The organism is Paenibacillus sp. UNC217MF, from assembly GCF_000686865.1.
GTDB lineage: Bacteria > Bacillota > Bacilli > Paenibacillales > Paenibacillaceae > Paenibacillus_B > Paenibacillus_B suaedae.
This window is the reverse complement of the sequence record NZ_JMLT01000013.1, coordinates 21,025-36,175: the sequence shown is the minus strand read 5'-3', so window position 1 is coordinate 36,175 and position 15,151 is coordinate 21,025. Positions and strand designations below refer to the sequence as shown.

The window sequence follows — 15,151 nt, the reverse complement described above, 5'->3', positions numbered from 1 at the left end:
GAGCTATTTATTATATGCAGTCACGTTTCCCCATCATTTCGACACTCCTCAATAATTTAGCTATATAAGGAAGATACAAACAACAATATATCATACAATCGAACGTTTTCATTTGAATAAATTGGTAATACTCCCGTGCTATAAGTCATTTCTACATCACATGGATTTCATTAGCTGCAAAAAAATACAAAAAGCTGCCCAACAAGTAGAAATCTCCACCCGTCAGACAGCTTCTTAAATTGTGGCTCGCTATTTCCAAATTAAAATGGCTGCATGCCCGCTGTATCCAGCTTCTCACCATCAATGTTCGTACCCATGCGTGTCGTCAGATCACGATAGTGCGCAACGCGACGGCGTACTGGATCAGCCGTCTCCGGCAAATTCGCTTCTTGACCGCCGTTGATGACCATAATGGTGGCCCCGAATCCCGGCACGAGCCCCTTCGCCAACTGATCTGCCGTAGGCGTCCATTGCCCTGTCATGATGTCATGGTTGGAAGGCTTCGGATCCTGTGGGGTCAACCAGAAGAGCAGCCCCGTAATGAAGCCGAGCTTCCCATCTGCTGTAATCTTGTCTGGATCGTTCAACAGTACACTAGGATCGCGATATACAATGGAGCTAATCAAGCCATAGTTATAGTTCCAGCTAAGCTGAATCGGACCGCGCCCATGATAGGACTTGCCCGGTACTGGCTTCCAGAACAGGTTGTCCTCATCTACATAGCCGATTTTGTCCGTATTGACGAAGCCTAGCTCTTCATTGAAGAACAGCGCCCAGCGCAGCTCGCCGCCTGGTGCCGTAGACCAGCCGCCGCCTGTCTCATGAGCGATGTTCGCTAGGAACCCAGCAAGCTCACGCTTGCGGTCATTACTGCTCCCCTCACCCAGGAAACTGCCGAAATCCACGATCCGCGTCAGCTTCGGCAAATTCGAATGACTGGCATCATTGAAGTCTGGCGCTTGGAAGAGCAAGGTTTCGGTCTTCGCCTGCTTGTCCAGGCGGTAAATTTGCTTCACGTTCGGATAGCCCTCGCGGACGACTTCCTTATACTTAATATTCGCAATCTCGCGTACTGCTGCTACGAGATTGTCATAGGAATAATAGTCGGACTGGTTCGGCTTGTAATAGTAGTTGCCCTTCGCTTTTGCATCCCATTCCGGTGTACCGTAGCGCAGTGGGAACGTGGACTCATATTCCGCCTTCGGAATGGCTGCTTGCACCTCCGCTGCAGCCGCATCCGGCAGGAAGGAAGGATTAATGCCATTCCACAGCTGACTAATCTGGTCGTCGGTCAGCACACGACTCTCTCCTACGCCAATGTCAGTGACCGGGCCGCCACCACCCTTCGTTGCTGCGCTTATCGCTGAACTATCCGTATAGTTGCCTGATGTATCCACAGCGCGAATGACGTATTGATATCCTGTATCCGCTTCCAATTCATAGTCTGTGAATTTCTTGGCGATGATGCTGCCTACTTTGGCACCGTTTCGGAGAACATCATAATGAGAAATGGCTGCATTGTCTGTTGAAGCTGTCCAAGTAAGTGTAATAAAGGTGGAGGATTGCTCGGTTGATACGAGATTCGTTGGAGCGGTAGGAGGTGTAGTATCTTCGTTGTTGTCCTTCAATAACTTCCATGAGGTGTCCCATTCGTTCGTTACTTTTGCATCAGGTCTGCTATTGTAGGACCACCACTTCGCTTCATAAATCTTGCCTTGATGGGATACAATATCACCTGCAGAGTAAGCCTTGTTGGTCTGCCAAGCTTGTACTTGAGACGAATTCGTGCTGCTTGCCGCATAAGCTGTAGAAGATGATCCTAGTGGCGCTACTGTGAGAATTGCCGCACCAAGAACAGCGCTTAAACTTTTGAGCAGAAGCTTGTGCGAGAACGGGAAGTTGCGATTCATTATACGCCTCCTATCCAATTTGTTATTGATAACGACTTTAGTATAGGAAATTGCATCTACTTCTCTCAATAGGTACAGCGAACCATTCCTTTGTCGAATCTTGATTCTGATACTATCTTATTAGCGCTATAACTTTCTCACTTTCACTTATGCTGCATTCACCTACTTTTATATTGAAAATGGTATGATATCAAGCAACAACATTTAGAGGAGTTAACATGAATGACTATTAATATACAAGAAATCATCCATGCCACACAGCATAAGTTCGGGTTAGAGAAATACCGCTTGCACACGCAAGAATTGTACCGGGAAGTGAATCTATTCAATGAGACGACCTACTATCTCAGCATGGAGTGGTATCCGCCCTATGTGAAGGAGTCTGTTGATGAAGATACAAATCCCGAAGGTACAGCCGTTATTTCCTATGACCTGACTGCTGGTCAATATACGAGTGTCATATTTGTACAGGGGAAATCGTATGCGAACAGCCCCTCTTATCCAAACATCGGCTTAGAAGAGATCATTGCGTGGATCGAGAGAGATACCGAACTCGTCTATGGCAAGCAGTTTCAGCTCTCTCACCACCAGAATGGCCAATATATCTTCCATGAATGCGTCGACGGAACCCCTCTGTCTCCTGGCGGACGTATCGAGATCCACATCGATGAAGCCAACAAGCTCGTACAGTATTCCAAGTATGGATTCTATGCTTCCAAGTCATTGATTCAAAAAGAAACGTTCTCTCTCTCAATTGAACAAGTCGAGCCGCTAGCTAAGGAGCAACTGAAGCTGCTCGAATATCCGGTGTACGAGGAACAATGCCTTCTTCCGCTCTATGGGATCGAGGAGATTTATGTGACGAACGACGGAGCTTCCGTCTTTCCGTTCGAATTCATAATCCATGCGGGTTCGCGGCTGAATATCGATAAGGTCATTGAATGGGAACAGGCCAGCACACAGCCTTTGGAAAAGGTGGACATCGAGTGGCGGGAGACGGTCACCGTCGAACAAGTGGTATCGAGTGAGCCGCATCCCGACTCCTTCCCGATTACCGGAGCAGAGCAAGAGAAGGCGGTCGCAGCGGTTGTTGAGGGAATGAGCCAACTTTACCCGAACGACTCCGGACAATGGGTGTTAAAAACCTTGCATCGTCATCGGGGATATATAGAAGCGATATTGCGGGAGCAAACGCCGAGCAAGCGCGTATTCCAGCGCAAGCTGGTTCTGTTCATTGATGCGCAGCGCTTTGTGACTGTAAATGCAATGGACAACCTGCCATTTATCGAAATGCTCGATGATTTTCAGGAAGCAGATGGGGTTGTCATTAGTCAGGATGAAGCCTATGTGAAGCTGAAGAAAAAGGGATTCATTAAGCTTACGCCGGTCTACGTGTATCATCCTGAACAGAAGAAGTATGTATTATGCGGAAAATTAGACTGTGCTTATGCGGTTAATGCTGCAAATGGCGAGATTATGGAGTTGAACAACATATAAACAGCGAACACTCTGCCCGAATCGTGCCGGGGATCCTCTGATTGAAAGCATTATACTTTACCAGTATAATGAAATTGATTTCAAAATATTGGATATATGTGGGAGGACTTCCAAGCTGTACGTTGAATAAAAACTTTTCAATGACGGAGGTGTTGGAATGGCGCGATTCGCAGAGCCGTTTAAAATCAAAATGGTGGAGCCGTTGAACATGATCTCACGGGAAGAACGGGAAAAGGCGCTTGAACGGGCGGGATATAATCCATTCCTGCTGCGCGGGGACGAAGTGTATATCGATCTGTTGACCGATAGCGGTACGACCGCGATGAGCGACAACCAATGGGCAGGCCTGATGCTGGGCGACGAATCGTACGCAGGCAGCCGCAACTATTATCATCTGTGCGACGCGGTACAACAGATTACTGGCTATCAGCATGTAATTCCCATGCATCAGGGGCGAGGTGCCGAGAAGGTGCTGTTTCCGCTGCTTATTCAAAAAGGACAGTATGTCCTTAGCAATTGGCATTTCGATACAACGCGTGCGCATGTCGATCTGGCTGGCGGGATTGCGGTTGATCTTGTTACCGAACAAGCCTATGACACGACGACGCCTTACCCGTTCAAAGGAAACTTTGATGTGGATAAGCTGCGCCATGCGCTCGCTGAAAAAGGAGCAGAAAATATCGCATTTATTCTTATTACCGTGACGAACAACAGCGCCGGCGGCCAGCCCGTATCCATGGAAAATATCCGTGAGGTATCCGCCATTGCGAAGCAGAACGGGATTCGCGTTTTCTTTGATGCCGCGCGTTATGCCGAGAATGCGTACTTTATCAAGAAGCGCGAGCAAGGCTATGAAGATAAAGAGATTATTGATATCGTCCGTGAAATGTTCTCTTATGGCGAAGGATTCACGATGAGCGCTAAAAAGGATGGACTTGTCAATATCGGCGGCTTGCTAGCCTTTAAAGAGGATGAAACCTTATTTACGCAAGCGCGTTCGATGACAGTGCCGATGGAGGGCTTTCCGACCTACGGCGGCTTGACCGGCCGCGATATGGAAGCTCTTGCCCGCGGGCTGCGCGAAGGCATCGACGAGCAGTATCTTGCTTATCGCATCGGCCAGATCGAATATCTCGGCAGTCGCCTCGAGGAAGGCGGAATCCCGTTCCAGACGCCAACGGGCGGCCATGCCGTCTTCGTAGACGCGAAGAAGATGCTGCCGCATATTTCCGCGGCCCAATTCCCGGCCCAGGTGCTGGCGAATGAGCTATATCTTGAAGCAGGGATACGGGGGGTTGAGATCGGTTCCTTTCTGCTGGGACGTGACGCTGCGACTGGCGAGCAATTGGAGAGCAAGCTTGAATTGCTGCGCTTGACGATTCCGCGCCGTGTCTATACGAATAACCATATGGATGTCATTGCGGATGCCTTGATTGCAATCAAGGATCGGGCAGGAACACTAACAGGATTAGAATTCACCTACGAACCGCCGATATTGCGGCATTTCACTGCGCGCCTTCGACCCGTCAAGACAGAAGCCCTGTCCCACTGACATATGCCATCCAAAATTGGCATAGTGAAGAAGCAGCTTTCTGGATAGAAGGCTGCTTCTTTTGCGACATAACATATGATTTACTAATTCAGATTACTGTGCTTACGCGAATACATAAAGTATATAATCGTGCCAATGCTGATCCATATCATAAATGAGATCCATGTCATGAAAGGCAAGCTGGATGCAAGGTACAGGCAAAGCAGCGCACTAATGATAGGGAGCACGGGTACGAACGGAACACGGAATGAAGCCTGCAATTCAGGAAACTTCTTGCGCAAGACAATGATAGCGACCGAGATTAATGTAAACGCAGCCAATGTCCCCATATTCACCAAATGCGCGAGCGTGGTTAGATCAACAAAGCCTGCAATGCCTGCCGCAACGAACCCGGTTAACCATGTGTTGCCGATTGGAGTTTTGGTCTTGGCATTCACTTGCGAGAACATTTTCGGCAACAAGCCGTCACGACTCATAGCGAACGATAAGCGGACTTGTGCATAAATCATGGCAAGGATTACGGTCGTAATGCCAAATACCGCTCCGATTGATATGATCCCCGCTATCGAGTTCTGCCCTACGGATTCCAATGCTAATGCAACCGGCGCACCGACATTGAGCATGGTATATGGAATCATCCCGGTTAATACCCCGGATACCGTAATATATAAAATCGTACAAATGAGCAGAGATACGATGATCCCGATTGGCAATGCTCTTTTTGGGTTTTCCACTTCTTCCGATGCCGTAGCGATGATATCGAACCCAATATAGGCGAAAAACACAGTAGCCGCCCCTGTCATCACGCCACTAAATCCAAAAGGCATGAACGGCGTCCAGTTATCAGGCTTTACATACCATATTCCGACTGCGATAAACAGCAAGATAATAGCTAATTTCACGAACACCATGACCGTGTTGAACTTAATGCTTTCCTTGACTCCTTTACTGACGAGCGCTGTGATTGCCAAAATGATGAGAACCGCCGGCAAATCAATAAGGCCGCCTTTCCCCATACTAGGAGCAGAGGATATAATGTCTGGAATCGGCAGGTTAAAGCCCGCAAGCAGAGATTGAAAGTACGCAGACCATCCCGTAGCGACTGCGGAAACCGCGATTACATATTCGAGCATGAGATCCCAGCCGATAAGGAAAGCTAGCAATTCTCCCAATGTTGCATACGTAAATGTATATACGCTTCCCGAGACGGGCACTGCCGAGGAGAACTCCGCATAGCAAAATGCAGCAAGCGCGCAGGCAATACCCGCGATAACAAATGATAGCATGATCGCTGGCCCCGAAGATTCTGCCGCCACGACGCCCGTAACGACGAAAATCCCTGTCCCGATCACGCAGCCTACGCCAAGAAAAATCAAATCGAGTAAAGACATCGCCCGTGCCAATTCTTTTTTCTCGCTCTGCGCAAGCATGAGGCTCAATGACTTCTTTCGGAAAAGCTTATTCAATATTATTCCCCCTATGCTCTGGTACGCAAAAGCAAACACAATCAGTAATTATTGAAAACATTTACATCCCATACCAATTTTTATGCTATCTATGTTTAGGTTAAGAACGATTTTAACATGTCTATTGAATCCTGAGATATAGGTAATTATTGCTAAGCTAACCGTTCTTCCTTTCCCTGAGAATCGACGGCGAGGTTTGTACTGTAGGAGAAGATATTAAGCATTCATGTAGTCCAAAGCAGAACAAAGTTATTTATCATTATCCAATATTACCAATTTTTATGCATATGATCCAGAACAAATTTTTCTGAAAAAATGCCTGATAGATATACTGAAAATGCTAGCAATGGGAGATGTAGCGTCATTGATTCGAATATAACAAAAAAAAAGAAGCTGCCTTCCATCTCTGCTATAGAAAGCCGCTTCTTTTTGCTTTTCTGATATAGATCGTAAGTGCCCTCTTTCATTCTTTCTTGACGCTAGATTGTCGATCTCCCGAAGCGTCCAGGACATTACCTGAAGCTATATCCGATATTATCGTGGACATAACTATTAGCAAGCTCCGACCAGTGGAATATCTTTCCGTCTGTGCTCATCGAGTCGAATCCTTCGAACTTCACAATGGCAGAACTATTATATGGCGTCATGCTCACCCAACTTCCAGACGTCGTCACAAGGGAAGCGTTCAAAAATTTCGCATTATATGCATACGAGCCATTGTTCTTGTATTGATCGGGGTGATGGGCAGTCGTTACCATATTGAATTGCCGGTTGAATCTCGCTCCCTTGGTTTCGGCTCCGTCCTTAAATCCCTGCTCGATCGGGATTACGGCTTGAGCCAGCAGGTTGTTCGAAGTATTATAGATATCGACCTGCACGCCTGCCCCTGCATTCGCGCCATACAGCGTCACGAAATTGACGTCCAAGCGAATTGTTTGGCCGGGCTGATAACTTAATACCGTCGGACTATGGCCGTATGTAGTGCTGGCACAAGGGCTGCTGATTGAGCATGAATTTGAGCCGTATGCACTTGACCAAGTATTGAAGGTCGTGCCATTTCGTGCTACGCCGCCTTGGGTAGCACCCCCAAAGTATTGAAATCTCCAGCCTCCGTTCGCATATTGCAATCCGAAATCCAAGTTATAATAAGTGCCATTCGGCGCGACTGTATCGAATGTCCAAAATACGGATGGGTACGTCTCTGGCGCAACGTACATCGAATCCGGCATTTTGAACCACGTTTGCGCGGCTTTATAGCCTGCACTGTTCGTAATTCTCTCAACCATCGCACCTGATGCGAATGCTGTAATCGGAACGGCGGCGAACACCAAAATAGCGAGCAATAACGTGAACATTTTCTTTTTCATTTCCATTTCCTCCATTACATAGATTCGTTTTTTCAATTAAAACGAAATGGAGTTTATCACGTCTTAATATGCTAGTTATATCCATTTGAGACAATAATAGATCGATTCTCGCGCATTGTAAACTACTTATTTCCAAATAATCGCACATTATCAGACATGCAAGAAATTCGAGAATCTGTAAGAGAATCCCGAATCATTCATTTATGCTAGAACGATATACTCCTCCTGTAATAGCCCATATATCTCTAAATCAACGATGTGCGTCGCTTCTGCCGCAATGCCTTGTCCCCACTGCGATTCCGCCAAAAAGTACCCGATTTTTATGCATTCTGCTAAATCAAATTTTTAAAAATAGTGCCTGATAGATATGATGATAGATGAAAATGCTTAGCAATATGAGAAGTAGCCGTGGAATCGCATATCAAAAAAAGAAGCAGCCTTCTAAGATTAAAAGGCTGCTTCTTCATCTATTAACACTACTATTTAAAATAGATCCGGCTTGCATGCAATACGCGAACAGCTAGTGTTTACTTGATATAGCCTTAACAAGTAAAGTTACCGCTTCCCCTCTCGTTGCCGGGTTATTCGGAGCCAGCTTGTTGCCCTGCTGACCGCGAATAAAACCTACCGCATATGCTGCGGATACATGCTCCCTGGCCCACAGAGGTATCTGATCCGCATCAGCGAATGGAAGCTGGGCTTGCGAATCTGCCTTCAGTCCTAATGTACGAACGATCATCACGATCATCTCCGTACGGCTGATCGGATGGCTTGCACGGAAGGTATGATCCGGATACCCCGTAATAATGTCCGCAGTGACCGTACTCGCCACGTATGGCCGAGCCCAGACTGGAATCTTGTCTAGATCGGTGAAATCCAGTATCTTCGAACCAATCCCATCCAACTTCAATGCCCGACTAAGCATTGCCGCGAATTCGGCCCGCGTGACCCGCTCATTCGGACGGAAGGTAGCGTCTACATATCCAGTAACGATCCCCTGTGCTACAGCCTGCTCAATCGCAGCTTGGGCCCAGTGCCCGGAAATATCCTTGAGGGCGATTTTCTTCGTCCCGGTCGAACCACTGGCAGACCCTTCACCTGTACCCGTTTGATTGCCTGAACCGTTATTTGCTCCGCTGCTGCCAGTAGACGCTCCGTTAGATCCACTGGAAGAAGAACCTCCAGAAGATCCTCCGGATGGGGAACCCGGTTCGGGAACCGTCGCCGTCTTAAAATGGAGCGAGTAGCTGCGCAGTAATTTGAAATCCTCATTCATGACTCGAATCACAGCCGTTCCCGGCAGCTCCAAGGCTTGAATGACGCTTACCCGCAAGCGTGGATCATTGGCCTCCGCGCTGACAATAGGCACTTCTGCCGTCCCTACGGGCAATTCGATATGATAGGATGTCTTCTCTGGCGCAAAGTCCGTAAGGAGTCGAGCGTTCATGCGAATTGCTGTAATTTTCCCCGGAATGACGCCGCTATGAAACGTATCAAGAGCCTCCATCAAGGTTACTGCCTCTCTGTTCACTTCTTGCTGCGTCGCTCCTGCATCATGAGCAACCTTAGCAGCTGCTTCGATAGCAGCTCGCAGCTCATCAATGACCTTCTGCGGATATTGCCCCGGTTCAGTTCCAGCCTTCGCTGCATGATAGATCTTGTTCGCTAGCGTGATCGTGTCGTTCAACGAAGTCGGATCAAGGGCATAGCCTGTGAACGGTACGATGCTATCGTTCAGTCGGAAGTCTTGGAATTCAGCAGTATCCCCATACTCACCTGGGCTTCCGCCTGCATTATTGGCGAACAATCCGACATGGAGATTCGCAATCGTTGCATTTTCATATGCACCCCCTATTTGCGTCCATGTCGTAAGATCCGTGCTATAGTAGCCCGCATACCGATTGCCTTCCTTTGTTACTTTTAGATATACCGTATCGCTCTGAATCCGATCTGCCGTCACCTGCTCTTGCGGAGCTCCATTCGACTCTGAAATAACGGAAAATATCGCTCCTCCATAGCCCGGATGGTTCTTTCTGGCCACATAGAAGTAGTTATCATCATCGCCGTAGAGCAGCAATCCTCCCTCGGCATACGCCTTCGTCGGCTTGAAGGTCAACCGCGTAATCAACGTAACATCTTTGGTAGATGGCGCATAAAGAAGTATATTCTTATTCGAATTGGCGTCCCTCCACAGATTCCCTTTCTCTGTCTTGATCTTCATGCTGTTGTGCTCGGCATCAAGCGCCCAAGCCTCTTTATTTTCCCTGATCCATGTCCATACGGAATTGAGTGTCAGTTGGCCGCTTACTGCAATGAGCGCTTTGCCATACACACCTGATCCATCGGTTGCTTCAGCACGAACCTCAACAATCCCGTTAGCCTTCGCTGTTAACAGGCCATTGCTGTCAATCGCGGCGACGTGCGAGGCTTGTTTCGTGCCTGGATTGTACGCCCTCCATTCAACCGCCTGCTTATCAGCATGCTGCGGTTCAAGCTTCGCCTGCATGAGCAGCGTATCGAATGGAGCCGTAATCTCTTGCATCCCATTGTGACCTGTTACGATAATTCGCTCCACAGGAGTTCCCTGCTGCGGCTTGAACGTCACAGGAATCGTCTGTTCCGCCACATTTCCACGTAAATTTACGGTCGCTGTAAGGTTAGCCGTTCCGGCTTGCAAGCCCGTCACAACACCGTTGTTATCGATTTGGGCAATGGCCCGGTTGTCGCTCGAGTAGGTAATGACCGCCTTCGTCAGATCTGCGGCATAACCGCCAACCGTCGTGCCTCTTACCCCTAATTGAAAGCTCTGCCCAACTGTATAATCCCGCTCCACTCGGCTCTCTAATTGAACCTCCGCTGCCGATGCGAAGCCGCCGACGCCTTCAGTAGCCTCCAGCTTGATGAACGAAGCTATCACAGGTTGGAATGCTGCTGATTTCTCCAAAGAATCGGACGACCAGCTGCCGCTCGCGATTTCAGTAAACTGCGCTCCATCTGTACTTGCATATATTTTATAAGCAGTGATGTTCCCGTTATACCCTTCCTGTCTCGGAAGATAGCTTAAACCACTAACGACTGATTTCATGCCGAGCTCAAGCGTAATCGATTGCGGAAGTGGTGCGTACGGAACCCATTGGCTGTGCCAGAACGTCGATGGATTGCCGTCGATCGCGTATTTGGCATCACCATTGTACTGCGTCGCCTCGCTTGAAGCTGTTGCCTTCACTGTCATCTGGTCGTTGCCCGCTGCAATCGAAATACTCTTCAGCACTCCCTTATCATTCACATGCAACTGCTGCTCTGGGGAGATTGTGACCTCATCCGCAGGCGTCCTGTCCAGAAGAACGGTTCGATTTACACCTTCGCCTTCGAATTGATTGCCTTCTATTGAAATATGATTGCTCTCTAAGAGGTGGAATGCGGCTTGCTCATTGGGGTTCATGTTGGGGTGCGTTCTCGTAATCTTGTTGTCGGAGAAACGAATGCCGTCCGTGCTCTTAGCGAACAGTACGGTATTGTCTAGCATCTGAAACGTATTGCCTTCAATGTTGATATTGCGATGCACAGGCCCTGCATACTTCGTATTCTCCGGATGAATCTGAATCACCGGATTCCCGTTCTCGATGAACGTATTATTGCGAATCGTTACATCTTGAACCATCCCGGATTCGTACCAGGTTTGCGCATCGCTAGCGATGAGGATTCCGCTCATCTGCATGCGCTCGAACACATTGTCTTCAATGATGGATTTGCCGCGCGTGGATAGAAGAATTCCTCGCGTCGGAATGCGCGAGAAGTGATTTCCTTTAATTTCGACCTCTGGCGCCCAGGTAGCATTCTCGATTACAACGCCTGTTCCAATACTCGAAGGTACATCCTCTTCAAGGGTGAGGGTAATTTCACGGTCGTTGATCCGGGCTGCCTGAGCGACCTTACCGCTGCCTACAGATGTAAGGGTTCTGTTATCGATGAACTCGATCGCATCACCAGGGAAGAACGCCTCGAATCCATACGTCTGATGATGCATGAAGCGAACGACGATCTGATTCGATGCCGGCTTGCGCACCACTTCGAGATGAGTCCCATGCACATTAATGACATCATCATGAGCCCCTCGGAAGGTACTGTTCATAATCTTTAGCTTGCCTTTCACGCCTGATGCCTGGATGAAATCAGCGAATCCGGTCGCGGTACGTCCCGTTTCTGCGCGCGGTGCGAACGTCATGTCCTCGAATGTCAGGTTCTCGCTGAACTGTCCAATGATACCTAGTCCATGCGTATAGTGCATCGTAACATGCTTCCACGTGACATTTTTGCTCTTATGAATGAAGGAGCCTACCTGACTGCGAACCCCGTCTCGAATTTGAAATACATGCCCTACCGCTGTATTCGGAGCCTGATTATAATTTAGCCGCAGTGTATTGGCCTTCAACTCCTGCACGCTTGTCGCGCTGGATACGGGATTGCCTGTCCTCCATGTAATATTTTGATCCGGATCAAACTCTTGGGCGATTCCGTCCTTGAATTCCCAATAACGCGCCCCAGCCTTATTCGGTTCGCTCACCCAATAGACCTGACCACCACGAATCTCATATAGGGAATCCTGGTTAACCTCGACATCCATATAGTCACTGCCGATCTCCAGCACCTTCACTTCCGACATCGTCGGCCGTTCATAATCAACGCGTACATTGCGAATCTCAATATCTTCGCTTTGATCGATGATAAAGGTCGTCATTTTCCCACGCAGCATAAACAATGACCCATTGCCTTCAACCGTTACGTTCTTCATATCCTTAAGCAGCAAGCCAATCGTCTTCGTTACATCTGGATTCTCGCTCTCGGAAGCTGTATTGGAAATGTAATAGGGTCGCTTCTCCGCATCTTCCGCATAAAAATCATATCTGCCTTCCGGGAAGTTAAGAATCACAGGGCCATCCATAGCCGCCGCAACAGCAATCGCCCGCTGGACGGGAGATGCCGCATCCTCCTGCGAATTCGGCTTCGCTCCATAGTAAGTAACATCAATGACAGTAGGCATGGATGCAGATTTGAGCTGCTCTCCACCATAAGTGGCATCAACAACCGAAGGAGTGTCTTGGTGGATCGAATTTCCCTCCTGTACAACATCGAGCATGACAGCATTGCTAGCATCGTCGTAAGCCATTGCATAATAGGGTGTCAGCATCCAAGTTGCTAGCACGACTAGCATGAAGACCACTACATTCTTACTTGACCGCTTCATCTCATTCCTCCCAACCAAAGCTTGTTGTTCATCGTTACGCGTTACGTTTGTCCTCCTTTGCTTATGTAGTCGTCTTATCTGTTCTAGATATGGTAACCGCTTACAAATCCGATTGTACTATAGCCTATGCTCTCTAAATCTAGTAGTTTCCATCATTTTTTTATGAGAATCGTACTTATTTAGTAGAGAAAGCAGATTGTCCAAATTGGCTCGTAACAATACAAAAAGTCCGAGAAGCCGCAGCCCCTCGAACCTTTTTATTCAGGAAATTACAACACAAAGTGAGGATTGCTCACTAAACCTCGATCTTATACTCTCTCTGTAATAGTCCATATATCTCTAAGTCCACGATTCCTTTGCCCGACCAGAGCGATGCTTGCCGCAGCGTCCCTTCCTTGATGAAGCCATTCTTCAGCAGCACCCGCTTCGAGCGTTCATTTGCAGGCATAACTTCGGCTTGAATTCGGTTTACATCCACGTCCTCGAACAAGAACTTCACAACAATTCGCGTCGCTTCCGCAGCAATGCCTTTCCCCCACTCCGTTTCTGCCAAGAAGTACCCGATCGTCACCATATTCACCTTCTGATTGAAGTCGAACGCTTCCATGATGCCTACCACTCTCTCGCTGTCCTCATTGGTGACTATCCCCCATTTGATGCGCGACCTCTTATTGAAGTCTCTCTCAAAATGTCCGATCATGTTCTTGACGGTCGCCTTGTTATGCTTCGGGATAATGCCGCAATATTCAAAAACGGTATCGTTGCTGTAAATGTCATAGACCTCATTCAGATGATGCTCTTCGACTTTCTTCAACGTAAGAGTATCCGACTTCAATATCGGAAATTGCCCAAACACGGCGTCCAGGTTCATCGTATCACCGCTCCATATTTTCAGCTTAATCGTATTCGTCGTATGATCGCAACATCACTGCGTTGACCGTCTTGTTCCACCTTTTGAGCCTTTTAGCATGTAATCCCGTGTAGATGTGGATTGCTTGTCAGCAACCGCTGCACCCTGTCTAGGGTATCTGGCCCCATTGGAATGCCCCCATTGCGATACAGAAGTATCCATCGAAGACATGCCAGCGCTTGGAATACATCAAACTCCTCTTGCGGGATATCATTTATAGCTAAATACGTATTACGAAACACTTCGGCAAAGTGCTCCGATATGTAGATCTGCTGCAGCGTGAGCGACCAAGCGAAATCATATCTTGCATCTCCCAATTGCACATTGGTCCAGTCGATAACCGTTAATTGCCCGGCCTTCTCAACGAGATTACCAAGATGATAGTCCCCGTGGATGATTCGCTCATGCTTCGGTGCTGCCAGCTCGACCAATTGCTCTAGGAGAGGATACAGATCTGAATGCGCCTGCATACCTGGGAAGAAATATTCGCTGATATCATGCCGCGGCAGTTGTATCTGAGTATGGAATTCTTCTGGAGAAATGCGGTGCACGCGGTTTAATAGATTCGCAATCTCCTTCATAGTCTGATCATTGCCATCACGCAGCGGCTCACCATCGAAAGTAGTCAGCAGCACACTGTCACCGTTCGCATTTATCCCCCAACCGATGGGCTCAGACACGGATACTCCCTGCGCATGCAGCAGATTAAGCGCCTGGTATTGCAGACGAATATCCGGCTTAGAATCTCTGCTCCATATTTTCAGCACATAGCTGTCCGTATCGGTTACCACCTTAACAGTCTCTGCTTCCATGCCCTGCATCAAGGGAGTGATCGTAATCGTACCCGCTTGCTGCAAGATGCGATCCAGATGATCATGCTTGTCCTGCCACTCTATTGCTGCAATATCGTGCTCATATAGCTTGTGTTCCATCATACCTTCATACCGCCCCTCTGTTTATGCTTCTCATGCTCTTTGACGAATCGGAATATGTAAGTCCACTCTGCACTTGCCTTCCTGATCCTGCTTGGGATCGTTCAGGCACAGTTCAAGACATGGCCGATCATCAGTCTCTTTCTATTATAAACGGAAAAAGGAATAACTCTTCTTGCTTCTTGCTATGTTCTACCGATAAATTGCGATTGTTGTAAAGCTAGCCTCTCAAACACAAAATATGGATTGAAAACATACAAATAATTATATAT

Annotated in this window: 8 protein-coding genes; 2 read left to right on the top strand and 6 right to left on the bottom strand. The window is 48.0% G+C overall.

Annotation, left to right across the window (positions count from 1 at the left end):
* Positions 1 to 260: 260 nt before the first annotated feature.
* The gene (locus BP95_RS0108760) at positions 261 to 1,910 is read right to left on the bottom strand and encodes a glycoside hydrolase family 19 protein (protein ID WP_036666881.1); all 1,650 of its coding nucleotides are present in this window, start codon (positions 1,908 to 1,910) and stop codon (positions 261 to 263) included.
* Between the two features lie 222 nt (positions 1,911 to 2,132).
* Here BP95_RS0108760 and BP95_RS0108755 point away from each other — a divergent pair, with 222 nt between their 5' ends.
* Both BP95_RS0108755 and BP95_RS0108750 read left to right on the top strand, forming a co-directional pair.
* Complete coding sequence (locus BP95_RS0108755; protein WP_028531925.1) at positions 2,133 to 3,407, top strand: hypothetical protein; 1,275 nt, start codon at positions 2,133 to 2,135, stop codon at positions 3,405 to 3,407.
* 157 nt (positions 3,408 to 3,564) lie between these two features.
* The gene (locus BP95_RS0108750) at positions 3,565 to 4,959 is read left to right on the top strand and encodes a tryptophanase (RefSeq protein ID WP_021255451.1); all 1,395 of its coding nucleotides are present in this window, start codon (positions 3,565 to 3,567) and stop codon (positions 4,957 to 4,959) included.
* Positions 4,960 to 5,042: 83 nt separating this feature from the next.
* On the opposite strand, the gene BP95_RS0108745 is transcribed toward BP95_RS0108750, so the two are convergent.
* From BP95_RS0108745 to BP95_RS0108720, 5 genes are all read right to left on the bottom strand, one after another.
* Positions 5,043 to 6,425, bottom strand: a complete 1,383-nt coding sequence (locus BP95_RS0108745; protein ID WP_021255452.1) for a branched-chain amino acid transporter BcaP — start codon at positions 6,423 to 6,425, stop codon at positions 5,043 to 5,045.
* A gap of 512 nt (positions 6,426 to 6,937) precedes the next feature.
* Positions 6,938 to 7,792 (bottom strand): hypothetical protein, encoded by an 855-nt coding sequence (locus tag BP95_RS0108735; protein WP_021255454.1) that lies wholly within the window; start codon positions 7,790 to 7,792, stop codon positions 6,938 to 6,940.
* A gap of 520 nt (positions 7,793 to 8,312) precedes the next feature.
* Complete coding sequence (locus BP95_RS32325) at positions 8,313 to 13,037, bottom strand: S-layer homology domain-containing protein (protein WP_081819839.1); 4,725 nt, start codon at positions 13,035 to 13,037, stop codon at positions 8,313 to 8,315.
* A 295-nt stretch (positions 13,038 to 13,332) separates the two neighbouring features.
* Positions 13,333 to 13,908, bottom strand: a complete 576-nt coding sequence (locus BP95_RS0108725; RefSeq protein ID WP_021255456.1) for a GNAT family N-acetyltransferase — start codon at positions 13,906 to 13,908, stop codon at positions 13,333 to 13,335.
* A gap of 92 nt (positions 13,909 to 14,000) precedes the next feature.
* Complete coding sequence (locus tag BP95_RS0108720) at positions 14,001 to 14,882, bottom strand: aminoglycoside phosphotransferase family protein (protein ID WP_231515076.1); 882 nt, start codon at positions 14,880 to 14,882, stop codon at positions 14,001 to 14,003.
* Between the last annotated feature and the right edge of the window lie 269 nt (positions 14,883 to 15,151).

Bases quoted from the DNA above. Each gene is read 5' to 3' on its own strand.
- BP95_RS0108760 (WP_036666881.1), bottom strand. From the start codon at position 1,910: ATGAATCGCAACTTCCCGTTCTCGCACAAGCTTCTGCTCAAAAGTTTA.
- BP95_RS0108755 (WP_028531925.1), top strand. From the start codon at position 2,133: ATGACTATTAATATACAAGAAATCATCCATGCCACACAGCATAAGTTC.
- BP95_RS0108750 (WP_021255451.1), top strand. From the start codon at position 3,565: ATGGCGCGATTCGCAGAGCCGTTTAAAATCAAAATGGTGGAGCCGTTG.
- BP95_RS0108735 (WP_021255454.1), bottom strand. From the start codon at position 7,792: ATGAAAAAGAAAATGTTCACGTTATTGCTCGCTATTTTGGTGTTCGCC.
- BP95_RS32325 (WP_081819839.1), bottom strand. From the start codon at position 13,037: ATGAAGCGGTCAAGTAAGAATGTAGTGGTCTTCATGCTAGTCGTGCTA.
- BP95_RS0108725 (WP_021255456.1), bottom strand. From the start codon at position 13,908: ATGAACCTGGACGCCGTGTTTGGGCAATTTCCGATATTGAAGTCGGAT.
- BP95_RS0108720 (WP_231515076.1), bottom strand. From the start codon at position 14,882: ATGATGGAACACAAGCTATATGAGCACGATATTGCAGCAATAGAGTGG.